Source organism: Granulicella sp. L56, from assembly GCF_009765835.1.
Lineage (GTDB): Bacteria > Acidobacteriota > Terriglobia > Terriglobales > Acidobacteriaceae > Edaphobacter.
The window spans coordinates 1,319,553-1,342,389 of sequence record NZ_LMUS01000001.1; the positions used below are offsets into that span (position 1 = coordinate 1,319,553).

Here is a 22,837-nt window from a genome sequence, read left to right on the forward strand (position 1 = left end):
CTAAAACAATGTTAGAACGGGCTGTGTGGGCGCGGGAATGGGTAGAAGAGGGACGGGCATGTCTTCTTCGTTGCTTTCAATGTGCAGGCTGCCGTTGCGATAGATGACTTGCTTGCCCGGAACAGCGGGGATGCGCTCCCCAGGGATGATGATGCCTGCAAGGTTGGCAGGGTCGGCAGCGGCAACGGCAATGGGGATCAGGCAGTCGCGGTTGCGAGCTGCGCGCAGCGAATCGACGGCTGCGGGAAGGGCAAATTGCTCGCCGCCAAAACCGGAGACGAAGCGGCCTCCGCGAACTTCGCCGCGCGCTTCGAGACTGCGGAGGATGCCGAGGAGGTCGCGCCATTTAGGAGCGTTGGACTCGCGTGTGAGGAGGTCGCGGAAGAGGATGCCGTAACGGGAGAGCAACATGCGGGCGGCAGATTCAAGAGCAGCGTCGGTGCGGCGGGCCTGTTCGATTGGGGTTGGCGCGGCGTGAAGCTCTTCAGAGAGGAGCGACCAGCGTCCGGCGGAACTGCGGACGCTGCGCTTGCCGGGAGTATCGGTGGTCGTGGATTTTCTGCGAGGGTCCATCATGGCGCGGAGCTGGTCGAAGCCGTCGGCGGCGGCGAGACCGGCGGTTGCCAACTCCCAGAGCGCATGTTGCGTCTGTGGCCGCGTGAGATTGAGGATGCGTTGGATGTCGTTGGAGAAGCAGGCTCCTCGCTGCTGGAGGAGTGTGCGGACTTGAAGCGCCTCAGGACTGAGAGCTTGCTGGAGTTTGGGCTCTTCGACACACTGCTGCGCAAGTGCGTGGGGCAACCAGTCTGCGGATTCGCGGACGTAGAAGGTAATAGGAGCGGCGTTGGTGGGGATGACACGGCGGGGCGCGGTCCCGTCTCCCATAGCCCACGCAGGATGAGGAGAGATTCGGCCCCAGCCTACTGCGCCTGATAAGCACAATCCATCGAGCCAGCGAGGATCGTAGTTGGCCACGCGAGCTGGGAGGAGGGTGCGCTCCCACTCGATGGCGGGAGCTTCGAAGCCTTCGAGTTGATGGAGCGCTTCGAGAACTCCTTCTTCACCGGCGAGCTGCGTCTGCGGCGCGAGATGCTGCCAGCCGAGAAGCCAGCGCATGTAGGCGGCTGGGGTGACGGCTTCGATCTGTTTGCGGAGCGTGCTCAGGGTACGGCGATGGATGCGCTGCAGGATACGGCGCTCGCACCACTCGATCTCGTGGTCTGTCGATGGCCTGGGATGCTCGAAGGTTCCGCGCATGAGGAGGCCCTGCATCTCCATGGCGAGGAAGGCCTGAAAGACTTCAGTAGGATGTAACGAGAGATGTTGGGCAAAAGCGTTGGAGGTGACAGGACCGAGAATTTGTAACCATCCCTGAACACATTGTTTCAGCGCTGCTTCTTTTGTAACTGAGTTCGTTTCTTTTTCTGTGACCTCAGGATTCTCTGGCACTCCCCGCAAAATACAGGGGTCTCTCCACTCCGCCTGCGGCTCCGGTCGAGATGACGTGCATTGGGATTGCAGAAAGAGCGCTTCGCTGTGAAGGATTCGTTCTGTGGCTACCCAGCAAGGGATTCCATTGCAATCCATGGTCTGGGCGCGTCCGGACTTTGCGAGGCGCTCGTAGAACGTAGGCCAGTGGCGAGCTTCGGTTGTATCGAGGATAGAAAGTGGCAGCGCGATGACCGAGTGCAGCAGATCATGGAGTTCGTGTTCGTCGCGGATGTCGGGCCAGCACTCGCGGCGCACCTCGTCGATGGCGTTTTGATCGAGCTTGCCAGCTTCTTCGAGGACGCTCTCGGGGAGTGACCTTCGCAGCGATACGGCGCGGGCGCGGCGTTCTTCCAGCCCCGCGTCATCGAGAAAGGCGTAGGGATTGGCATTGATGAGTTCGTGCGCGAACTGCGAGGGGACCGGTGTGTCGACGGCGAGACAGCGAATGGTTCCAGCTTTAATTCCGCGTAGAACTTCGATGAGGCCTTCGAGGTCCATCGCCTCCTGAAGAACGTCCTGCATTACTTCATCGACGAGAGGGTGATTCGGAATCTGGATGTCGCCAACGATAGTTTCAAAGCAGGCAGCGGCTTGCGGAAATACGTTCGCGAGCAAATCTTCGGAGCGGGTGCGCTGAATTTGCGGAGCGATGCGTTTGCCTTTGGAGAAACGAAGCAGTTGCAGACTGCGTCCGGCGGCCCAGCGCCAGCGGGTTTTGAAGATGGGCGAGGCAATGGCGGCTTGTTCGAGAAGTTCCTTTACGGTTTGTTCAGTGAGGAACTGGAAGACGTCGGCGAGCGGAAAGCTGTGCTGCTCGGCGAGCGAGATGTTGATCCCGTTATCGGTAGCGGCAGCCTGTAGTTCGAAGTTGAAGCCGCGGCAGAAGCGCTTGCGCAGGGCAAGGCCCCAGGCCTTGTTGATGCGGCCTCCAAAGGGTGCATGGAGGATGAGCTGCATGCCGCCGCCCTCGTCGAAGAAACGCTCGGCGATGATGGTGGTCTTGCTGGGGACGGCGCCGAGCACGGCGCGCCCGATAACAATGTAGGCGATGAGTTGCTGGGCTCCGCTGGCACAGACTCCGCACTCTTGCATGAGCCATGTTGACGTGGCTGCTACTTCTGGTTGGGCAGGTGAGATGTAGCCGCGTGGAACATTAGGAGTGCGAGCGGAGATCTGTTCGCGGAGTTCGCCCACGCCATCGCATAGAACGGCGGTGCGTTGCGGTGCTTCGCCGAACCAGAATGGCAGCGTCGGCGAGGCGCCGTGGGCGTCTTCGACGAGGACGCGGCCTGCGGCTTCGATGCGTTGGATGCGCCAGCTTGTGTTGCCGAGGAGGACAACATCCCCCGGGCTGGAGTCGACGGCGAAGTGCTCGTCGAGGGTGGCGATCTGTACGCCTTCGGGCTGAAGGATGACGTTGAAGAGCGCCGCGTCGGGAATGCTGCCGCCGTTGGAGATGGCGATCATGCGCGCTCCGCGACGGGGATGAAGCTGCCGCTGGATGCCGTCGCGGAGCAGATAAGCTCCGTAGCGCCCGCGGCTGGATTCGATGCCTTCGTGGAGCAATGTGATCAGTTCGTCGAAGCGTTCGCGGCTGAGATCGCGGTAGGGATAGGCGCGATGCAGCACGTTGTAGAGGGCGTCTTCTTCCCATGATTCGGCTCCGCAGCAGGCGACGATTTGCTGCATGAGAACGTCGATGGGTTGCGGCGGAATCTCAAGCTGGTCGAGCTCTCCGGCACGCATCTTGCGAATGAGGGCTGCTTGTTCGAGCAGATCGTCGCGCGTGGTGGCGAAGAAGCGGCCTTTGGGGATGGCTCCGCGCCAGTGACCGGCGCGGCCTACGCGCTGCATGGCCACGGCGACGGCGCGGGTGGTGCTGATCTGGCAGACGAGGTCGATGTCGCCGATATCGATGCCGAGTTCGAGCGATGCTGTGGCGACGAGTATCTTGATCTCGCCGCTCTTGAGGCGTTGTTCTGCATCGAGGCGGAGATTTCTCGAGAGGCTGCCGTGATGCGCGGCCACGTTTTCGTTGCCGAGACGCTCGGCAACGGCGAAGGCTATTTTTTCTACGAGGCGGCGTGTGTTGACGAAGACCAGCGTAGAGCGGTGGTTCTGCGCATGGGCTGCGAGCTTGTCGAAGATCTCTTTCCACATGGCAGTATTGGTGACGGAGCCGAGTTCGTCGCTGGGGACTTCGATGGCGAGATCGAGCTGGCGGCGCTGGCCAACCTGAACGATGGTTGCAGGCTTGCGCGTGGCGTGAACGCCGCTGAGAAAGCTGGCTACGAGATCGATCGGGTTTTGCGTTGCGGAGAGGCCGATCCTTAGCGGCGGCGTGGAGAGGCCGGTGAGAAATGCTCCGGGCGAGAGCTTGTTTTCTCCGCAGACCAAGGCTTCGAGGCGTTCGAGCGACAACGCTAAATGCGATCCGCGTTTGTCGTCGGCTACGGCGTGGATTTCGTCGACGATGACGGTGTTGACGCGGCGAAGATGCTCGCGCGATTTGCCTGCCGTCAGCAGAATGTAGAGCGACTCGGGCGTGGTGACGAGGATGTGCGGCGGGTTGCGGAGCATGGCAGCGCGCTCTTTTGGCAGCGTGTCGCCGGTGCGGACTGCGGTGCGGATCTCGGTGGAAAGATAGCCTCGTTCAAGGGCGAGTTGTTGAATCTCACGCAGAGGTGCGTCCAGGTTTTTCTGGACGTCATTCGAGAGTGCCTTGAGCGGGCTGATGTAGACAATTTGTGTGCAGGGCGCGAGCGTTCCTGCGATGGCTTGACGAAGAAGACGGTCGATGCAGACGAGGAAGGCAGCGAGAGTTTTTCCGCTGCCGGTGGGTGCGGAGATGAGGGTGGTATCGCCTGCGAGGATGCTGGGCCAGCCCTCCTCCTGCGGCTCGGTTGGAGTGCCGAATTTACTGACGAACCACTCTGCCGTGACGGGATGCGCCCAGGCGAGAGAGGCAGGGATTTCGGCGGACAGCATGGGGAGATTGTAGCGCGAATCCGTTCGATCTTTGTTCGCCCTTCGGCCGCCCGCCGTACGTCCCTTGCTTATCTACATGTTACCGGTGCCTACATCGGCGGCGGCAGTGGCGGCGTTGCTCTCGTCGAGGTACTCTTCGATGACCTTGTCGAGAGAACCCTGAGCAGTGAGGATGAAGTCAATTGCATCGCGTCCCGCTCCGCTTCCGCCTGGGTTGAGCGTGATGAAGTGAGCCACGGCTTTGACCTGTTCGCGCGCGTTGGCGGTGGCGATAGCAAGGCCGCAGGCACGCATGACGGGAAGGTCGATAATGTCGTCGCCGACATAGGCCAACTGATCGATGGTGATGTTGGCCTTGGCAAGAATTTTGTTGATCGCGTTCATCTTGTGGGACTGGCCCTGATAGATGAACTCCAGCTTCAGGTCGTTGGCGCGGATGGCCACGGTCTGCGACTGGCGCTTGGTGATGATGCCGATGCGGAGGCCACCGAGGCGAGCGAGCGAGATGCCGAGGCCGTCGTGGGCGGCAAAGCCTTTGGCTTCAATTGCGTGGCCGTCAGAGCCGGGAATGACGAAGATCTGGCCGTCGGTGAGGACGCCATCGACATCGAAGATGAGGACTTTGATATTTTTTGCGCGGTCTTCAGCAGTCATCTAACGATGATACCTTGCAGAACCTGCGGAAAAAGGGAGAGGAAAACTCTTGCTTCATCCCGGCAATGGTGCCCCAGTCGTCGGATGGGTGCCTTCGCTGCTCTGCTTTTTCGGGCCGCGATCCCGGGTAAAGAACCGGTGTTTGCAGGTGAGGCATTTCCACGGATGGAAGCCGAGCCGTCGGAAAATCGTGCGCTCAAAAAATGTCTTGCGGGTCGAGCGGGTGGTATTGGCGGAATGACATTCCTTGCAGCAAATCTCTGATCTGGTCTGCATAACGGATGCAATTATATGCGCACTTGCTAAGACCAGTCACATTTTATCTGCAAGATCCATACGAATAAAGGCTGCAAACGACACCTTCGCGCCGCTTGCAGCCTTTATTTTCAATCTTTTGTTGCTGGTAAGTGCCGTAGTTAGGCGGGCTGGATGTTAGCAGCCTGCTTGCCCTTGGGGCCGGTCGTGATGTCGAAGGTGACGCGCTGGCCTTCCTGCAGGGACTTGAAGCCGCTGGAGTTGATTGCCGAGTAATGCGCGAAGAGGTCCTCGCCACCGTCTTCCGGGGTGATGAAGCCAAAGCCTTTTGCGTCGTTAAACCATTTTACTGTTCCGTTTGCCATTTGATGCTCCTGATTGCAGGCGATATTTCGCCGACACCCTGATGGTAGCAGGTACACGGACAGTTAAGTGGAAAATTCAAATAATGTTAGGAGGGAGCCAGCGATCTTCGACCCAGAAGGGAGTGTGGCGATAGCTGGCCGGGCGAGATTGAGCGGCACGGAGATTGCTATGCGTGGTTTGATAGGGGGGATGAAGAAGATTCTTTTGAGCTGGAGTGGGGGCAAGGATTCGGCCTGGGCACTGCACCTTTTGCGGCAGGCGGGAGAGTTAGAGGTGGGCGGTTTGCTGACTACCGTGAATGAGCGGTTTCGGCGAGTGGCGATCCATGGGTTTCGCGAGGAGCTGCTGGAGCGGCAGGCGGAGATGGTCGGTCTGCCGCTGTGGAAGGTAGACCTGCCGTTTCCCTGCTCCAACGAGGAGTATGAGGCTCGGATGGCGGTGACGTGCGAGCGCGCCGTGCGCGAGGGATTTGTAGGAGTGGCTTTTGGGGATTTGTTTTTGGAGGAGATTCGGGCTTACCGTGTGGCCAAGCTGGCGGGGACGGGGCTGGAGCCGGTGTTTCCGGTTTGGGGGATTCCGACGGACATGCTGGCAGAGCAGATGATGGCGGGTGGGCTGCGGGCGCGTTTGACGTGCGTGAACCCGAGGAAGGTTCCGGCGGAGTTTGCGGGGCGGGAGTGGGATGCTTCCCTGCTGGCCGAGTTGCGGGATGGGGTAGATCCGTGCGGGGAGAACGGGGAATTCCACACCTTCTGCTGGGCGGGGCCTATGTTTTCAGGAGAGATTCCGGTGGAGGCTGGAGAGCGGGTGGAGCGGGATGGGTTTGTTTATGCGGAGTTAGTAGGGTGAGTTCTGCAAGGGTTCGGACCTCGCTTAAATGTCCCAACCTTCGACGCCATGAAACAACGCGCGGGCATCCAAAGATTCGGATGCCCCCAACAGAGTCTATTGGCCGCCCGATGCGATGGGGTGAATCCAGATAGCGTTTCCGCCGCCTGACACCATATGCACATTGAGGATGCTCTTCTGAGAGACAGGCTTCTTCGAGAAGGTCGTATGAGTTGGTTGCAGCGCGGCATCGGGAGCGTCGGCATAGATTTCGGCGGTGTAGCTGCCACTGCCAAGAAAGTTCAGCGGGATCTTTACATCTCTCGTGTCCCAATTTGTCAGTGAGCCTACATACCAGTCTTTACCGCTACGGCGGGCCAAGACGATACTTTCCATGGGCCGGCCGCTGATGACACGCACCTCGTCCCAGGTGGTTGGCACCTTTTTGATAAAGTCGAAATCTCTCTGCCCTTGATAGTGCTCGGGATAATCCGACACCATCTGCAGGGGACTTTCAAAGACGACGTAGAGCGCCAATTCGTGGGCGCGGGTTCCCAGCGACATCGGCATCACGCGGCGCGCTACAAAATTTTCACGAGTGCTGTTGTCGAAGGCTCCGGGGGTGTAGTCCATGGGGCCCGCGAGCATCCGCGTAAACGGCAACGTCGTGTTGTGTACCGGCGTCACCATGGCAGTCCACTTGGAGTATTCTTTGCCCATGACGGCTTCCCGCGTGATGACATTGGGATAGGTTCGACGGAGGCCATCCGGCTTATACGCACCGTGATAGTCGATCATCAGATGGTGCGCCGCCGCGGTTTCTGCCACGCGATGGTAGAAACCTATCATCGTCTGATCGTCGCTATTCATAAAATCGATCTTGACGCCCGCAATGCCCCACTGCTCGAACAGCGGAAATGCCTGATCCATATATTTGTCGACGGACCTCCAATGCGACCAAAGCCAGATGCGGACATTTTTCTGCTTTGCATAGCGCAGCAGCTCAGGCATATCGATGTTTGGATTGACGCGGGTGATATCGGAGAGCCGCGTCTGGTCTTCCGGACCTGACCAGCCGGCATCGATCATCATGTAGGGAAATCCAGACGCAGAAGCAAAATCGATGTAGTGCTTCATGGTCGCGGTGTTCATTCCGGGCTTGAAGGAGACACCGGGCGCGGCATCGCCTGACCACCAGTCCCACGCTGATTTTCCTGCGCGAATCCACGATGTATCTTGAATCTTCGAAGCTGGATTCAGATTCAAGATGATGTTGGATTCGATCAATCGACCGGGCTCGTCGCCGATCATCAATACTCGCCAGGGAGTTGTTACGGGGGTCGCGCTATCGACTGCAATTGCCGGGTCATTTCGATGAGGCGCCAGTTCTGCATGCAAGCTGAGAGGGCCCTTGCTCTTTTGCAGGTACATCCCGGAATAGTGATCAATATTTGCTTCAGTAATCGCGACCCAGCCAATCCCCGGCTCTTCGGCTAAGAGCGGCAGGCCGATCAGCCAGCCGGGATGTAATCCGCTTACCTGTCGCTGTTGATACTGGTCTTCATATGAGGATTGAAAGCCATCGAGAATCAGCGGATAGGTCGTTGCATCTTTTGCATAGGAAAACTCTGTGAGTTCGTGCGCAATCTGTATCTGCTGCAACGATGATTGATCCGGCACGATGTAGCGAAAGGCCGCGCCATCGTCGAATACACGCACCTCAAGAATCAGCTTGCGCTCGTTGGAATCCTGAAATTCGACGCGAATGGAGTTGTAGTGATTGCGAACCGTGGCCGTTTTGCCAACGGGAATGGTATAGCTTTCATCCACCTTGTCCGTTTTTAAACTCACTTGCCGCATCCCGGGCCCGAGGGCTGGCTGGCCGACAATTTCCAGGCCGAGTTGCGACTCAGAGATGAGCTTCGCTCCGCGAAACTCGACGGCGTATCGCAGCTCATCGGTGTCGGAAAAAATAAAAGCTATCTGACCGTTGGGAGATGTTACCCGCACAGGATCTGCATTTCCACTCTGCGCAATTGCAACTTTACCGACACAAACTGCGATCAGGCACAAGACAAGCGTGCGCAAATAAGGCATGGTTTCTCCTGTAAGACGCTCCAACGTGAGGATACTCAGCTAGGGTACAAGAGATCCATTCGGATTCACGGCCAGAGATGAAGGTGGGCAGAAAAATGTTTGGAGATGTATGCTTATTTCGCGCTTTGTAACCGATTTCAGGAGCCTTCTTAAATGCGTCTTTTCGCCAGCCTTCTCTGTACCCTTCTCGTCTCTGCTGCTCCCGCTTTTAGCCAGACGCAGCTCGCCGCTACGCCGCCGATGGGGTGGAATAGCTGGAACCATTTCGCCAACCATGTGACCGATGCCGATGTTCGCTCGGCGGCGGATGAGCTGGTGAGCACGGGAATGCGCGATGCAGGCTATGTCTACGTTAATGTGGATGACACATGGCAGGGCGAGCGCGATGCGCAGGGCGTTCTGCATACGAACGATCGCTTCCCGGATATGAAGGCGCTGGGCGATTACATCCACTCCAAGGGGTTGAAGTTTGGGATCTACTCCGGGCCGGGAGATAAGACCTGCGGCGGGTATGCGGGCAGCCTTGGCCATGAGGCTCAGGATGCGAAGATGTATGCAGCGTGGGGCGTCGATTTTCTGAAGTACGATCTCTGCTCGTTTCAGGACAATATGCACAAGGTGGAGGCCGAGCATCCGAACGATCCGGATGCTGCGAATCAGTTGATGATTGCGGCCTATCGCAAGATGGGCGCTGCGCTGAAGGCTACGGGGCGGCCGATTCTTTATAGCCTCTGCCAGTATGGTGTGGACCAGCCGTGGAAGTGGGGGCCGGGACTGGGCGCGAATATGTGGCGGACTACCGACGATATCGATGATTCCTACGGGCGGATGATCGCAATCGGGTTCAGTCAGGCGGGGCTGTCGAAGTATGCGGGGCCGGGACATTGGAACGATCCGGACATGCTGGAGATCGGCAACGGCAAGATGACCTTTGATGAGTACAAGACCCATATGAGCCTGTGGGTGATTCTTGCTGCGCCTCTGCTTGCGGGGAACGATTTGAGCAAGATGACAGATGCGGACAAGAGCCTGTTGATGAACAAGGAAGCGATTGCCATCGATCAGGATTCGTTGGGCAAGCAGGGCGACCGCCTGTACGAGAGCGGCGATTTCGATGTGTGGACCAAGCCGCTGAGCGGGGGACGTGTTGCGGTTGGGTTGTTCAATCGTAGCTGGAGCGTGCGTGATGTCTCGGTGAATCTTGCTGAGATTGGGTTTCGCAGTGGCGGCAACGTGCGCGATGTCTGGGAGAAGAAAGATCTGGGGCATCAGTCGGGAAATGTTGCCAGACGGCTGCCTAAACATGGAGCGGCGCTGCTGATCGTCAGTAAATAAGCGGACAAATGCTTTGAAGCTATGTTAAGCCTGTGCCATCGGCGCGAGCGGTTTGCGCCGTATGGCAAGGGCGAACAGGCCGACGAAACCTGTGCATAAAAGGACCAGGGTGCCGGGTTCGGGCACGGCTGATGGCGGGGTGGATTCCGGCGTGATGGTGAGCGTGTAGTAGAAGTCGGGGGCATCGAAGCTATACGCGGTGAAGGTCCCGGTCTTGAAGGTGGGGGCAGCCGATGTGCCCGTGTAGAGGATATTGCTGAGCAGGGTGATGCTGTCGTTATTGGTGAGGTAGAGTGCGGCGCCTGCACCGGGCCCTGATTCATTTGTGAGAAATTGTATGCCATTCGTGTAGGTCACACCGTCGACAGTGATGACCGCGGGAACGCTAAATCCGGCATCAGACATTTCCGCACCTAGCTGAGGAACGGCATTGGTCGGCGAAGCGGGAAGCGAGAAGCTGATGGTGCTATCAGCCCCGGTGTAGACGAAGTCGTCGATAGTGTCGGCGCGGGCGGCGAGAGGAAGGGTTGCTGCAAGGAGGGCGAGGGGCAGGAGCAGTTTACGCATGGCGGAATCTCCCTAGTTGATACGAGGATGCTACCGCGCGAGGGCGTCGTCAAGTCCACGTTCTGCAACACTACTGCGAGGTTTGGGTTCCATTTGCGTGGTTGAGGCTGGTTTTTACGATGGAGGCTTTGTGCTCCTTCTGGTCTTCGTCGAGGATGATGAGCTTGCGGCCATCGATGACATATTTCAGCACGGCGCCTACGGTTACATTCGCTGGCTTCGACCAGGGGAAGAGCAGCTTTTCGCGGGCGATGTAGGTCTTCTCCGGGCCTTCGATGGTGTAGACCTCGTAGGTGTCGGTGTTATCGGTGGTCGTTGCGGTGGTGTTCTGCGAGTAATTCGTCTTGCCGTTACTATTGGTTTTCTTCTGGGAGTCCGTGTTGTAGTGGGTGGTGCTGCCGTCAGTGACCTTCTGCTGCTCGGTGTCGAGTAGTTTGCCGCTGTGCCAGGTGCGCGTGGCGGCGAAGGCCAGTGTGCCGTACAGAAGAACGGCGACGAAGAGTTTAGGTCCGTTAGCGATTCGCATTATGCTGCTCTCCACGTTAGTGATCTGCATCCGAAGATGGGCCCGTGCGCCTGGATTGGGGAGAGTGTGCGCGTGATGATGATGCTATTTCGATAGGGCAACTGGCAAGCTGTTTGTTTGGCTTCGTAAATTGACTTTCGGATAACGGCGAGGCGCTTTATCCATTACGCTACTGTCATGAACCTGATGCGTGGAGCTGTGCTTTCGAAATTATTTGCTGCTGCCTTAATGACGGTCGCGGCTACGTCGTTGTTGAGCGCTGCTGGTGTGGCCGATCGCGCCTCGCTCGTCAATCCGCTGGTGGGGACGGCGAATGGCGGCAATGTCTTTCCGGGCGCGACGATGCCGTTTGGGATGGTGCAGTTCAGCCCTGAGGCTACGCCAGTCAACCTGAAGCGGATGATTGCGGCGCCCGGAGGTTATGAGTATCGCGCGAACAGACTACGCGGCTTCAGTCTGACTAATGTCGAGGGTTGGGGATGCGCTGGCGGCTCGGGCGATGTGCCGCTGATGCCGATCACGGACGCGGTTGAGGGCTCGCCGTCGGCTGACTTTCGCCACGCTTACTCTGCCGCATTCAGCCATGCGGACGAGAAGGCGGAGCCGGGATCTTATCGGGTGAAGCTGGGCAACGGCGTGGAGGTGGAACTGGCGGCAGCGACACGGATGGGCATTGCGACCTTCAAATTCCCTGAAGGCAAGCCGGCTCGGGTGCTGGTGCGGACGTCGGATTCGGAGGTAGGATCTACTGCGGCACAGACTCGGATCGATGCAGCGACGGGAACGGTTACAGGCTCGGTGAGGAGTGGCAACTTCTGCGGATATATCGGCACGGAAGACCGACGGCCCTACTACACGCTTCACTTCGTGGCGCGGTTCGATAGGCCGGTGACAGAGACTGGCGCGTGGATCGACGACAAGGTGACTCCGGGAGCAACGACAGCAGAAGGCGGCACGGGATTTGGGCCAAAGGGATTTCCCGAGGCAGGTCATGGCTCGGGTGTGTGGTTGGGTTTTGGGACGGGCGGCGGGGTACGAGTGCGGATCGGGATCTCGTATGTCAGTGACGAGAATGCTGAGGCGAATCTGGAAGCAGAGAGCCGCGATGGAGCGACGTATGAGCAGGTGGCTGCGCGCGCTCGGGCAGCATGGAACAAGCGGCTGAACCAGATTGAGACCGAAGGCGGCACAGAGGAGCAAAAGATCGTCTTTACGACGGCTCTTTATCACGCGTTGATGACGCCTACGGCCTATAGCGACGCGAACGGCGAGTACATGGGCATGGATGAGAAGGTTCATCGGATAGCTGCGCCGCAGAGCGTGCAGTACGCGAACTTCTCGGGATGGGATGTGTACCGGTCACAGTTTCAATTGCTGACGTGGCTGGATGCGAAGCAAGGAAGCGATATTGCGCAGAGCCTGTACAACCAGTCGCAACAGGATGGCGGCCGATGGGACCGATGGACCCATCTGGGTGGAGCAACGCATGTGATGAATGGCGATCCGGCGGCGGCAGCGGTTGCAGATGTATGGGCGTTTGGAGGACGGGAGTTTGACGCGAAGGGAGCGCTGGCTTCTTTGGTGCGGGCGGCGGATGTTCCGACCAAGGAAGACCTGAGCCATGATGGATGTCCGGTGGAGTGCGTGGGGCAGCGGCCAGGACTCGACCAATGGCTGAAGCTGCACTACATTCCTGTGGGCGCTCCTGCATGGGGACCGGCGGCAGACACGCTGGAGGATGTGTCGGCGGAGTTCGGCATCTCGGCGCTTGCAGGGCATCTAGGCGACGAAAACGTGCGCCAGAGGTTCGCGGTGAGGGCACAGTACTGGAAGAATATCTGGAATCCGAATGCGGCGCCGGATGGCGGATACTTCATGAACCGCAATGCGGATGGAAGCTGGCCTGTTATGCAGAGTGACGATGACGATGACAACGATCAGAAGCCACATGGGTTTACTCCTGCGACAGGCGCTGGTTTTGTCGAAGGAAGTGCCGCGCAGTATGTGTGGATGGTGCCGTTCAATGTTGCCGGGCTGTTTGAACAGATGGGCGGACGCGAGAAGGCGGTCGCGCGGCTCGATCGATTTTTCTATGACGACAAGGGAGCTCCAGCGGTGACCAATGCCGGCCCACTGCATGCAGAGTTGAACAATGAGCCGTCGATTGAGACGCCGTGGCTCTACGATTTTGCCGGACAGCCGTGGAAGACACAGCAACTGGTGCGGCAGGTGTTGAACACGATATGGAAGAATGCGCCGGACGGCATTCCGGGCAATGACGACCTCGGCGAGATGTCTTCGTGGGCTGTATTCGCTTCGATGGGAATCTACCCCGAGATTCCGGGCAGAGCAGAGTTTGTGCTTGGGAGTCCGATCTTCTCGAAGGTGACGATTCATCGTGCTGAGGGAGATGTTCGTATCGTGGCGAAGTCTGCGGCTGCCGATAATTTTTATGTTCGCGGAGTTCGCGTGAATGGCAAGACAAGCTCGAAGACATGGTTGCCGGAGAGCTTCGCGACGAAAGGCGGAACGCTTGAGTTCGATTTGAGCGATACGCCGGACAAGAACTGGGGCGTGAATCGCGGGGATGAGCCCCCATCCTTTGGAGCTCAGTAAGAGAACGGATTACTCGCTATAGCGGCTCTCCTCCAGATGTAGTTTTGGTGATTCGAGCAAGACGCAGATTCCCTTCGGGAATGACAAACAAAGGAAGCTACCCCTAAGAGTAAATAGCTCTATAAATTTTAAGTGACGTTTACTTCAAGCGTGTGAATTTGCAGGGGAGCTGCATCGCGTTCCCAGGGCCGTCGCAGCGCGAGATTCAGCGTCAGCTTGCCCGGAGCTGTAGCGTGGATGACGAGCTTCTCCGGTGCGGCGCGGCCTATGCCAGCGCCTGAGGCATCAACGGACTCCCGCCGCAGAGCGGCCTCCGCTACGCTGGAACTAACGCTCTGCTGCAACTGCCACACATAACCTGAAAGACCTGCACTCGGCAAGACGATGGAGGTTTCCTGATTCACTTGCAGATCGAGATGATCCGGCAGTTGTGTTTCGGACATACATTCGCTCCAGCGACGTGACGAAAGTGTGTTCTCGCAGGCCCGTATCGACGGACCTGCGGAGACACTAATGGTAAACCTCGGACAGATCGTTATGCGACCAGTTGTTGGTGTAGACGAGTTCGTGAATCTGCCCGTCTGCGCCAATATAGTTCACATGCTGCTGGTTGTTGAAGGTGGTCTGATAACCGTCGAGCGGACTTCGTGCCAGGGCATTCGGCGCACCGGCGTCCTGGGTCAGATCATTGTGTGACCAGTGGTCGGTGTAGACGAGCTCGTGAATATGGCTGTCGGTGCCGAGGTAGTTCACATGCTGCTGGTTGTTGAACGTCGTCTGGTAGCCATCGAGCGCACTCTCCTGCGCGGTGACGGGTGCGCCGGTTATCTGGGTGAGATCGTTGTGTGCCCAGTGATCGGTGTAGACGAGTTCATAGACATGACACTCCGGGCCAATGAAGTTGACATGCTGCTGATTGTTGAACGAGGTTTGATATCCATCCAACCCGCTGCCTGCCATGACAGCCGGAGCACCGGAGGCATTGGTGAGATCGTTGTGCGCCCAGTGATCGGTGTAGACGAGCTCGTGCACGTGGCCGTCTTCGCCAATGTAATTGACGTGCTGCTGGTTGTTGAATGTTGTTTGGTAGCCATCCAACGGGCTGCCTACAACGGTGTTCGTGGCGTTGGTGATCTGAGTGAGATCGTTGCACGCCCAATGATCGGTGTAGACCAGCTCGTAGACGTGGCAGTTTGCGCCGATGAAGTTGACATGCTGCTGGTTGTTGAACGTTGTTGCATATCCATCGAGCGAGCTCCACGCCGCAGCCGCAGGAGCATTGGCAGCGGCGGTGAGATCATTGTGCGCCCAACTGTTGGCGTAGTACAGCTCGTGAACGTGGCCATCAGTACCGAGGTAGTTCACATGCTGTTGGCTGCTATATGCGGTCTCGTATCCATCGAGCGGGCTGCTCGCCGCGGCATTGGGAGCGCCTGCCGCAGCAGTCAGATCGTTGTGTGCCCATTGGTTGGTGTAATACAGCTCGTGGACGTGGCCATCGGTGCCAATAAAGTTCACATGCTGCTGCTTGTTGAATGAGGTCTGATAGCCGTCGATACGGCTGCCCTGGCCGACTGCTGCAGGGATGATGATTCCCTCAATCGCCCACACCTCGGCGTCGATGCCGCAGCTTCCATAACTCATCTGGAAGAAGCCGCTCTCGCCCCATCCGGTGCCCCATGAGTTCTTGAGTATCCAACAGCTTTGTGCGTCATCGTAGCCGACGATACAGACACAGTGGCCGCCTACGACAGATCCAGCAGTTTGAGCGTTATAGGTATAAACGCCGCCGGAGTAGTAATAGTAGAAGTCCTCGTATACGGTGAAGCATGTTGTCACCGGACCATGCTCTGCGATGTAGGCTTTGATGTCCTGCACGCCACTGCTGATCGTGTGCCAGCCTGAGGTGTGCGTCAGTGTCTCCTGCCAGGAGGCACACAGATTGCACGGCTGGTTGGCAGCGGTGTATTCAAAGCAGGAGGCATCCGTTATGCCCTGCTGCATTGCGGTGTAAGCCGGGTCGGGCCACCAGCCGCCACCGGGACAAGCACCTGCACCCGCTGCCGGTCCATAACAGAACCACAGGTGCGCCTCTGACTTATCCACCGCCAAAGCAGGGTTCTGGTACGCGATGCGTATCCACGATTCGAGTGCCGAAATGCTGCCGAAGGCCACGCATGAGCCGCAGCCACCTTGATCCGTGATGGGCGTAACGTAATCTCCGCCGTTGTGGCTGCGCCAGTCAAACGCCGAAGGCACAAGGATGATCGGGTGGATCGGAATAGGGTGAATCGGAATAGGCCGGATCGGCTCAATCGGCAGTTTCTGAAGGTTGGGCTTCACCGCAGTGGCTGTGGCCGCTGCGGGCGGTGCCACCGGTTGTGCCACAACTGTCAGGCTCTTCAGCGAAATCTGTTCTCGTTCCTCCAAGGAGGGTTTGCCGGGTCCAGGGACATATCCTGTGCGGTTTTTGGCTTGCTCCGGCGTATGGTTTGAGTTGACGGTAACTGCGGCACGCCAGGGCAGCCCTAAGGTGGAGATTTGCTTTTGAATTGTAGCTAAAGGAGGAGCCATGTTCTTACCTCGATAAAAGGATGGCCGCTGTAACGCAGCAAGAGCGCGAGCCCGGTAAGACGATAGGGAATAGATTTGTTCGACAGCTTGTCAGCTATCGAGCCTGCAAAAAGTTAGACAATTTCGCAAAGAGTTGCAATATCCTAAAAGGCTACTTCTGTACTCATCGGGCCAAGTAGATCAGGGGGGATGTTATGACCTGGCGCGAGATGTGCGAAACCGACCTTGCCGAGTGTTTTAATATCGAACCACGGCATCTGGGTGCGGAGATCGTTGGACGAGAGTCTGCATTAAAGATATGGAAGGCCCTGGTTCGGAGCCGATGCTTCAACTCCGTCGCGATCGAATCCGCCACACCCAAGCGCACGGGCAGGATCGTTGCCTGTGGGTCGAGCGTGTTTGTCACTCCTGATTTCGCGACGCAGGAGTTGGAGCGACCAAGGCCATATCTCAATAGCCGGATCATTGCCAGCATTGCATCGAAAAAATCTGTCATGTTGGCTGAATCAGTTTTGAATGGCGAGAGCACTCATTGCCCGGTGGATCTCGTCGTTTTGAACGGCGACTACTTGAATGATTCTCTTAGCGAGGATGAGCTCGATGAAGTCCACATGTTGTTGCCATTCACCTTTATGGAGGCGCATCTTGGATATCGCCTCAATCGAATCCTCATCGAGTGGACCGGCGAAACGCAACGTCAGTTTCATCACTCCTCCGGGGTTTGGCGTGCGGTCGAGATATTCGGGCAGGAAGATCGCGGCCTTTCCATCATGACGCGGAAAGATGCGTTGGCGGTATCCGGCTCAATCGCGGGCGCACTGTTCCAATACCAGGAGCCTATCCTTCACCTGCACGAGACTGACAAGCATCTGCTCGCCGAGGCCCTTCGCGGAGGAACAGATAGCGAGTTGGCGTTGCGAATGAACCTCTCGCTGGCCTCGGTAAAAAAACGCTGGCTCTCCTTGTTTCAAAGAGTGGCAGAGACGCAACCGGCGCTGCTGCCGGGATGCCACGAACAAAATTGGAACGCATACCGCGGCCCGCAAAAGCGGCATCATATTCTGGCCTATGTGCGGTCCCATCCTCAGGAGATACGCCCCTTTCGATGGTATTCCTTCAAGAACCTGTGAGTTTCGCCACGCACTGCTCTACGCTGAATGCGGCAGCCTCAACTCTGCCCTGCAACCGCTTTCTCCATCGAGGCGATTTGCAAGGCGCACTGAGCCTTTGTGAGCTTGAGCGATCTGCTGGGCGAGCACTAATCCGATGCCTGTGCCGCTAGGCTTGGTGGTGTAGAACGGCACGAATAGATTTTCGGCGTTCATCAACCCCGGCCCATTGTCGACGATGAAGATAACAATTTCGCGTTCGGTGTTCTCCCATCCAGTCTCTACCCTGGGTTTCTTGTCCGTCATCCTGTCAACACTCAACGCTGCCTCGACAGCGTTCCGCGTCAGGTTGATGAGGGCTTGCTGGACCTGGTCTGCATCCACGATCAACGTCATGTCGGGCATGCTCACAACGGCAACGTCGAGCCGCGTCTCCAGTCGCACCACACACTCCACCAATATTGCCAGTGATACCGGCGCGAGCCTGGGGATAGGCAGGCCCATCAGTTGTCGATAGGCTTGCAGAAAGCGGTTCAATGATTCGGCGCGGTTCTCAATCACTTCAAGACCGCCTTCAAAATCACTGCGGTCTATGCTGGTTATCTGCAAAGACGCGAACCTTCCCCGTAAGCTGCCTGCAATCGATTTGATCGGCGTGAGGGAATTGTTGATCTCGTGGCCGAGCACACGGATCAGCCTCTTCCATGCAGTGCGTTCTTCTTCATGCAGCGCCGCACTGACATCGGAAAGCACGAGCAGCGTATGGGGCACACCACGCAATCGAAAGCTCGACCGCTTGACGACCCAACGCGCCGTCTGCTGCGCGCCATCAAGAGAGAGCAGATCGTCATCGCTCGCGTCCAGGAGATGCGTTAGCTTGAGCCTCTCGGCAGAGCTACCCAGCGCTGTGGGGCCGCGCAAACCGAACGCGCGTTCTCCCGCTGTGTTCAGTAGCTTCAGCTTTCCTTCGGGATCAAAGGCAAGCACAGGAGACTGCATGGAACTCATCACTCGTTCCACAAGGGCCATTGCCTCCAGCGAGCCAGCGCGTTGGCCCTGCAACATCGCTGCCAGCGCATTGATTTCCAGCGCCAGATCACCAAGAGCATCGTTCCTTCGCCCCCCGCGAGCGCGAAAGGAGTAGTCGTCCTCGCGCAGTGCAGCTACAACATTCGACAATGTCTGCAAGGGACGAATAATCTGCTCAGTTAAGAAGGAGACTGTGAGTGCCCAAACGGCTGCGAATACCAGCAAAAGCAGGCACTGAACCGAAGCCTCAACGGAACGCAGCCACAGCAGGGCCCAACAGAGTACCAGCGCTGGAAGACCAAGAAGATAAAGCCAGATTCGTAATCTTCGTTCGAAACTGAGGCGATGTCGCGAAGCGCCAAGCGACAACCGCTTGCGCCGGGCCGTGCCGCTCGGCTTCTCTTCAGAGGCCATATTTTTCCATGCGCCGATAGAGCGCTCCCCTGCTGAGGCCCAATGCATCTGCTGCGTGGCTGACATTGCCATCTGCTCGTGCCAGCGCTTTGCGGATTAATATTGCCTCCACCGTTTCAAGGCTCATATCGTCAAGGCTCTGTGCAGATACCGGTTGCGCCTGCAGTCCCAGGTCTGGGGCTTCAATGCGATCGCCCCTAGCCATTAGAACCGCGCGCTCAAGGGTATGGTCCAGTTCGCGCACGTTGCCCGGCCAGCTATAGCGCATCATCGTCTGCAAAGCCGCCGGCTCCAGTCCCACGATTGCTCTTCGATAGCGCGCAGCATACCGAGCCAGAAAGTATGCCGCCAGGGTTGGAATATCTTCTCGGCGATCCCGTAGTGGCGGCAGGTTGATCTCAACCGTGTTCAAGCGGAAGAGCAGATCTTCTCGGAAGCGCCCCGCGGCGCACTCCGCTCGCAGGTCAGCATTGGTCGCGGAGATCATGCGCACATTTACGGTCTGTGTCTTCGAGGAGCCTACGCGCTCCATTTCGCCAGTCTCGAGTACGCGCAGAAGTTTAGCTTGCTGACGCACCGGGATGTTTGCTATCTCGTCGAGGAAGAGAGTTCCACCGCTCGCCAGCTCGAAACGTCCAATGCGGTCTGTGCGCGCATCGGTGAATGCTCCTTTCACATGGCCGAAGAGTTCACTCTCGAAGGTCCCCTCCGGCAGAGCGCCGGTATTGACCGCAACCAACGTGCGATCCGCACGCGATGACAGACGATGAAGCGTTTGAGCAACAATCTCTTTGCCTGTGCCATGCTCGCCGGTAATCAGCACATTTGCATCGGACGGCCCTATACGCGCCATCATCTCGACCACAGGCCGCATCGATGCAGCCGATGCGATAAAGTCCGGAACTCCGGGGGCACGCAGGATACGGTTTTCTGCTTCGAGCCATTGGGCGCGCTTCTGGCTGCGATGCAACTCCATCTGCGTTCGCAGGATATTGAGCAGGCGAGCATTCTCCCAGGGCTTTTGAATGAAGTCTCCGGCACCTCGGCGCATGGCCTCTACGGCAAGATCGATGTTGCCCCATGCCGTCATCACGACCACCGGTAGCTGCGCGTCCAATTCCTTCACGCGCGTCACCAGTTCCAGTCCTTCAAGCCCTGAGGTTGTGTCGCGCGTGTAGTTCAGGTCGACCAGGACACCGTCGAAGCTCTCATGCGCCAACGCTTCGAGCGCAAGCGCCGGTGTCCGCACCATCTCCAACTGATAGCCTTCCGGCTTGAGTAATAGGCGCAGTGCTTCGAGGATGTGGGGCTGGTCATCGGCGATCAGCAGTCTGCACGCCGTCTCCTGCTTCAATGGTGCATCGCTCGCTCTATGTTCCGATACCATACCAGCGCTCTCCCGTTACTGCTCGCCCGGGACTACGCCCGTCCTCGCTGATTCTATCGAAATCTGGCTCTCGTCCAACGTCGAACCAGTAGAGCGGCCCAATTCGATCTTCGCTTTCTGATATGCCGTCATCGCTGCCACCAGCGTGGACTGCGCCTCGGCCAGATCGTGCCGGGCCGTCAGCGTCTGATAGCTCGACCCCGCACCGAGCTCCTGTTCCTTCGCTGTGATGTCGAAGGTATTCTTCGCCAGATCGCGTGACTTCGTAGCAAATTCCACGCGTGCCTTACTCTGCTCCAGCGCATACTGCGCGTTGCGCACCTCGATGCGGATCTGCTTCTTCAATTGTTGTAACCGCAGTTGAGCCTGTCCCATCTCAAGCTCGGCGCGATACTGATCCGACTTCGCCACGCGATTGCGTATCGGAATATCTACCGAAACGCCCACATAGTAGTCGGGAGCCGTGTTGTTGAACGCGTGCCGCACCGCTCCTGCCCAGCTTGTCTCAGCCGTGGAGGTAATGTCGGCCGCCGGGTTAGAAGGGCCGGCCAGGCCGGTGCCACCATAAAATGCCGTCAGCGCAACTGTCGGCAGCAGAGCATTACGGGCTGCATCCCGGCTGATATTTCTATTTTGAAGATCGATGTCCGACTCTTTCAATTCGATCCGGTCACGCAGCGCCAGTGCGATGCTGTCTTCGGTCGAGCCGGTCGTCGCATCGGTCTGCACCGTACTCGAGTCGGCCGGATGCACTGGCATCGCCTCCAGAGTCGGGTCATCTAGATTCTTCGTGAGCGCATTTTTGATCAACAGTTCCTGAAACTGGAGGGTCGATTTCGCAATGGTCAGGTCCTGCTCGCAGTTGGCGACTTCGCCCTCATCTTTCATCACTTCCATTGCAGGAATTGCCTGGAGCGCGAGTTGCTTGCGGCCAATGTCCAGCGTCCGCTGCGCGAATTCCAATGACTGTGTCTTTACCTGTTCGTCTTCATACGCGGCAACGAGGTCCCAGTACATATTTTCAATCTGTGTGACCGTTGTCACCACTTGCAACTTGAACGCCGCGTCCGAAATCTTCTGATTGTTCTTTGCGATTCGCAGATAGCGGAGGTTCGGCCCAAAACCAAATCCAGCCAGTAGTTGCTGTTGCAGCGCAACATGATAGTAAGAGTTCAGTGTCGGGTTCAGAAAGCTATTGGGACTGTTGGTTGCACCGCGGCTGTTGTCGAAGACTGCGGACAAGCTTGTGCCGGTAGGGAATGCCTGTGAGTAGACGATATTCCCGTTGGTTGTGTTCTCTTGCAAGGTTTGCGTGCCGTAAATGGCGGTGTTGGATAGCGGCTGCGTGTAGTGCTCGTTATTGAAGGACCCTGAGAGCATCGGATCGTACGACGAGACGTTTGTGCCGGTGCCGAGTGTTGACTGCACCAAGCCTGATGCTCCCGATCCCGCACCGCCTGCGCCACCTGACGTTCCGCCCGCGCCCGCACCACTCGATCCAGAGCCAAAGCCTCCAATGCCGCCGCCCGGCGTGTTCTGCACAACGCCTGTATTGACTCCGCGAAATGAGCCTCCTGCTCGCGTACGCAGGATGTCCGCCTCAGCAATCGGAATGTTGTATCTTGCAATCGCAAGGTCGAGGTTGTTCTCAAGTGCTAACTCAATCGCATCTTTCAAACTTAAATCCAGCACACCATTGTGGATGAGGGTATCGAGCCTCGCTGAGTTTGCAATGTTCGGCGGCGGCGCCAAGGTTGCACGATAGACGTTGAACGGATTATCGGAGTGTGGAATGTCCAATCGTAAAGCAGGTACGGGAGCGTCCTGCGCTTGCAGCGCAGCGGCCGCAAATATCGCTACGCAGGCATATCCGAGGAAGGAAGCAGATATCTTCACGACTGCACCTCTTCCCTGCCTGCGCCAACCTCTGCGCTGTCGGAGGAGACCCATCCATCGCGCAGCTCAATCGTTCGCGTTCCATACAGTGCGTTCACGTCGGAGTGCGTTACCTGCACAATGGTCGCGCCGTCGTCGTTCAACTGCCGAAACAGCTCCATAATCTCTTTTGCCTGCGCCGATTGCAGGTTGCCTGTCGGCTCATCGGCCAACAGCAGCGACGGCCGATGGATGACTGCGCGCGCGATGCCTACCAACTGCTGCTGCCCACCGGAGAGCTGACTTGGGTACAGGTCTTTCTTGCCGACGATGTTGAAACGATCGAGCGTATCGGCAACCAATGCCTGACGTTCCGACTTGGGAATATTCTTGTACGACAAGGGAAGGTCGATGTTCTCCGCCACAGTAAGATCGTCCAGCAGGTGATAACTCTGAAAGACCATCCCAATCTTTTGCCGGGCCAGTTCTGCCCGCTGCTTGCGGTTCATCGTCTGAACCGCAACTCCGTCAAAGATGAATTCGCCGCGCCACTGGTCGTCCAACATGGCGAGCACGTTCAGCAACGATGACTTCCCTGCCCCCGATGGCCCCATGATGGTTACAAATTCTCCCTCGCGTATCGACAGCTTGATCCGCCGCAAGACCCACGTCTCGGTATGCCCCGTTTTATAGCTGCGCTCTAAATTATTCAGGTTGATCATTGTT

At 57.7% G+C, this 22,837-nt stretch carries 16 protein-coding genes; 4 read left to right on the forward strand and 12 right to left on the reverse strand.

All coding sequences use genetic code 11. From position 1 onward, the window contains the following. The 3 genes from GSQ81_RS05525 to GSQ81_RS05535 form a co-directional block, all read right to left on the reverse strand. Window positions 1–4,479 (reverse strand): DEAD/DEAH box helicase, encoded by a 4,479-nt coding sequence (locus GSQ81_RS05525; protein ID WP_158909654.1) that lies wholly within the window; start codon window positions 4,477–4,479, stop codon window positions 1–3. A 72-nt stretch (window positions 4,480–4,551) separates the two neighbouring features. Beyond that, on the reverse strand, window positions 4,552–5,133 hold the full coding sequence (locus GSQ81_RS05530) for an HAD family hydrolase (protein ID WP_158909655.1): 582 nt from the start codon (window positions 5,131–5,133) through the stop codon (window positions 4,552–4,554). A gap of 416 nt (window positions 5,134–5,549) precedes the next feature. Beyond that, window positions 5,550–5,753, reverse strand: a complete 204-nt coding sequence (locus GSQ81_RS05535) for a cold-shock protein (protein WP_020712649.1) — start codon at window positions 5,751–5,753, stop codon at window positions 5,550–5,552. Between the two features lie 169 nt (window positions 5,754–5,922). Between GSQ81_RS05535 and GSQ81_RS05540 the strand changes: the two genes are divergently transcribed. Next, a complete protein-coding gene (locus GSQ81_RS05540) occupies window positions 5,923–6,603 on the forward strand; it encodes an adenine nucleotide alpha hydrolase (RefSeq protein ID WP_254060010.1) in 681 nt (226 codons plus the stop codon). A gap of 96 nt (window positions 6,604–6,699) precedes the next feature. Here GSQ81_RS05540 and GSQ81_RS05545 read toward each other — a convergent pair whose 3' ends face one another. Next, entirely contained in the window at window positions 6,700–8,679 is a 1,980-nt protein-coding gene (locus GSQ81_RS05545) for a glycoside hydrolase family 97 protein (protein ID WP_158909656.1), read from the reverse strand. A gap of 153 nt (window positions 8,680–8,832) precedes the next feature. On the opposite strand from GSQ81_RS05545, the gene GSQ81_RS05550 reads away from it, so the two are divergent. Beyond that, window positions 8,833–10,014, forward strand: coding sequence for a glycoside hydrolase family 27 protein (locus GSQ81_RS05550; protein WP_158909657.1), 1,182 nt, complete (start codon window positions 8,833–8,835; stop codon window positions 10,012–10,014). A gap of 24 nt (window positions 10,015–10,038) precedes the next feature. On the opposite strand, the gene GSQ81_RS05555 is transcribed toward GSQ81_RS05550, so the two are convergent. Continuing rightward, window positions 10,039–10,581 (reverse strand): PEP-CTERM sorting domain-containing protein, encoded by a 543-nt coding sequence (locus tag GSQ81_RS05555; protein ID WP_158909658.1) that lies wholly within the window; start codon window positions 10,579–10,581, stop codon window positions 10,039–10,041. 70 nt (window positions 10,582–10,651) lie between these two features. Next, window positions 10,652–11,107 (reverse strand): hypothetical protein, encoded by a 456-nt coding sequence (locus GSQ81_RS05560; RefSeq protein ID WP_158909659.1) that lies wholly within the window; start codon window positions 11,105–11,107, stop codon window positions 10,652–10,654. Window positions 11,108–11,284: 177 nt separating this feature from the next. Here GSQ81_RS05560 and GSQ81_RS05565 point away from each other — a divergent pair, with 177 nt between their 5' ends. Then, window positions 11,285–13,723, forward strand: a complete 2,439-nt coding sequence (locus GSQ81_RS05565) for a GH92 family glycosyl hydrolase (protein ID WP_254060011.1) — start codon at window positions 11,285–11,287, stop codon at window positions 13,721–13,723. Window positions 13,724–13,851: 128 nt separating this feature from the next. On the opposite strand, the gene GSQ81_RS05570 is transcribed toward GSQ81_RS05565, so the two are convergent. After that, window positions 13,852–14,166, reverse strand: a complete 315-nt coding sequence (locus tag GSQ81_RS05570) for a protease inhibitor I42 family protein (RefSeq protein WP_158909660.1) — start codon at window positions 14,164–14,166, stop codon at window positions 13,852–13,854. A gap of 67 nt (window positions 14,167–14,233) precedes the next feature. Next, the gene (locus tag GSQ81_RS05575; protein ID WP_158909661.1) at window positions 14,234–16,297 is read right to left on the reverse strand and encodes a C1 family peptidase; all 2,064 of its coding nucleotides are present in this window, start codon (window positions 16,295–16,297) and stop codon (window positions 14,234–14,236) included. Between the two features lie 194 nt (window positions 16,298–16,491). On the opposite strand from GSQ81_RS05575, the gene GSQ81_RS05580 reads away from it, so the two are divergent. After that, on the forward strand, window positions 16,492–17,427 hold the full coding sequence (locus GSQ81_RS05580; protein WP_158909662.1) for a hypothetical protein: 936 nt from the start codon (window positions 16,492–16,494) through the stop codon (window positions 17,425–17,427). Between the two features lie 18 nt (window positions 17,428–17,445). On the opposite strand, the gene GSQ81_RS05585 is transcribed toward GSQ81_RS05580, so the two are convergent. The 4 genes from GSQ81_RS05585 to GSQ81_RS05600 are packed head-to-tail and all read right to left on the reverse strand — an operon-like array spanning window position 17,446 to window position 22,833. Continuing rightward, window positions 17,446–18,915, reverse strand: a complete 1,470-nt coding sequence (locus GSQ81_RS05585; RefSeq protein ID WP_254060012.1) for a PAS domain-containing sensor histidine kinase — start codon at window positions 18,913–18,915, stop codon at window positions 17,446–17,448. After that, entirely contained in the window at window positions 18,839–20,236 is a 1,398-nt protein-coding gene (locus GSQ81_RS05590; protein ID WP_158909663.1) for a sigma-54 dependent transcriptional regulator, read from the reverse strand. The genes GSQ81_RS05585 and GSQ81_RS05590 overlap by 77 nt, the downstream gene beginning before the upstream one ends. A 15-nt stretch (window positions 20,237–20,251) precedes the next feature. Further along, window positions 20,252–22,132 (reverse strand): TolC family protein, encoded by a 1,881-nt coding sequence (locus tag GSQ81_RS05595; protein WP_254060013.1) that lies wholly within the window; start codon window positions 22,130–22,132, stop codon window positions 20,252–20,254. Beyond that, a complete protein-coding gene (locus tag GSQ81_RS05600) occupies window positions 22,129–22,833 on the reverse strand; it encodes an ABC transporter ATP-binding protein (protein ID WP_158909665.1) in 705 nt (234 codons plus the stop codon). Before GSQ81_RS05600 ends, GSQ81_RS05595 begins: the two co-directional genes overlap by 4 nt. Between the last annotated feature and the right edge of the window lie 4 nt (window positions 22,834–22,837).

What these genes read in the sequence shown, in the direction of transcription:
- GSQ81_RS05525 (WP_158909654.1), bottom strand. Translation starts at nt 4,479, where the DNA reads ATGCTGTCCGCCGAAATCCCTGCCTCTCTCGCCTGGGCGCATCCCGTC.
- GSQ81_RS05580 (WP_158909662.1), top strand. Translation starts at nt 16,492, where the DNA reads ATGACCTGGCGCGAGATGTGCGAAACCGACCTTGCCGAGTGTTTTAAT.
- GSQ81_RS05560 (WP_158909659.1), bottom strand. Translation starts at nt 11,107, where the DNA reads ATGCGAATCGCTAACGGACCTAAACTCTTCGTCGCCGTTCTTCTGTAC.
- GSQ81_RS05570 (WP_158909660.1), bottom strand. Translation starts at nt 14,166, where the DNA reads ATGTCCGAAACACAACTGCCGGATCATCTCGATCTGCAAGTGAATCAG.
- GSQ81_RS05545 (WP_158909656.1), bottom strand. Translation starts at nt 8,679, where the DNA reads ATGCCTTATTTGCGCACGCTTGTCTTGTGCCTGATCGCAGTTTGTGTC.
- GSQ81_RS05600 (WP_158909665.1), bottom strand. Translation starts at nt 22,833, where the DNA reads ATGATCAACCTGAATAATTTAGAGCGCAGCTATAAAACGGGGCATACC.
- GSQ81_RS05540 (WP_254060010.1), top strand. Translation starts at nt 5,923, where the DNA reads ATGCGTGGTTTGATAGGGGGGATGAAGAAGATTCTTTTGAGCTGGAGT.
- GSQ81_RS05575 (WP_158909661.1), bottom strand. Translation starts at nt 16,297, where the DNA reads ATGGCTCCTCCTTTAGCTACAATTCAAAAGCAAATCTCCACCTTAGGG.
- GSQ81_RS05565 (WP_254060011.1), top strand. Translation starts at nt 11,285, where the DNA reads ATGAACCTGATGCGTGGAGCTGTGCTTTCGAAATTATTTGCTGCTGCC.
- GSQ81_RS05555 (WP_158909658.1), bottom strand. Translation starts at nt 10,581, where the DNA reads ATGCGTAAACTGCTCCTGCCCCTCGCCCTCCTTGCAGCAACCCTTCCT.
- GSQ81_RS05530 (WP_158909655.1), bottom strand. Translation starts at nt 5,133, where the DNA reads ATGACTGCTGAAGACCGCGCAAAAAATATCAAAGTCCTCATCTTCGAT.
- GSQ81_RS05590 (WP_158909663.1), bottom strand. Translation starts at nt 20,236, where the DNA reads ATGGTATCGGAACATAGAGCGAGCGATGCACCATTGAAGCAGGAGACG.
- GSQ81_RS05585 (WP_254060012.1), bottom strand. Translation starts at nt 18,915, where the DNA reads ATGTCAGCCACGCAGCAGATGCATTGGGCCTCAGCAGGGGAGCGCTCT.
- GSQ81_RS05550 (WP_158909657.1), top strand. Translation starts at nt 8,833, where the DNA reads ATGCGTCTTTTCGCCAGCCTTCTCTGTACCCTTCTCGTCTCTGCTGCT.
- GSQ81_RS05535 (WP_020712649.1), bottom strand. Translation starts at nt 5,753, where the DNA reads ATGGCAAACGGAACAGTAAAATGGTTTAACGACGCAAAAGGCTTTGGC.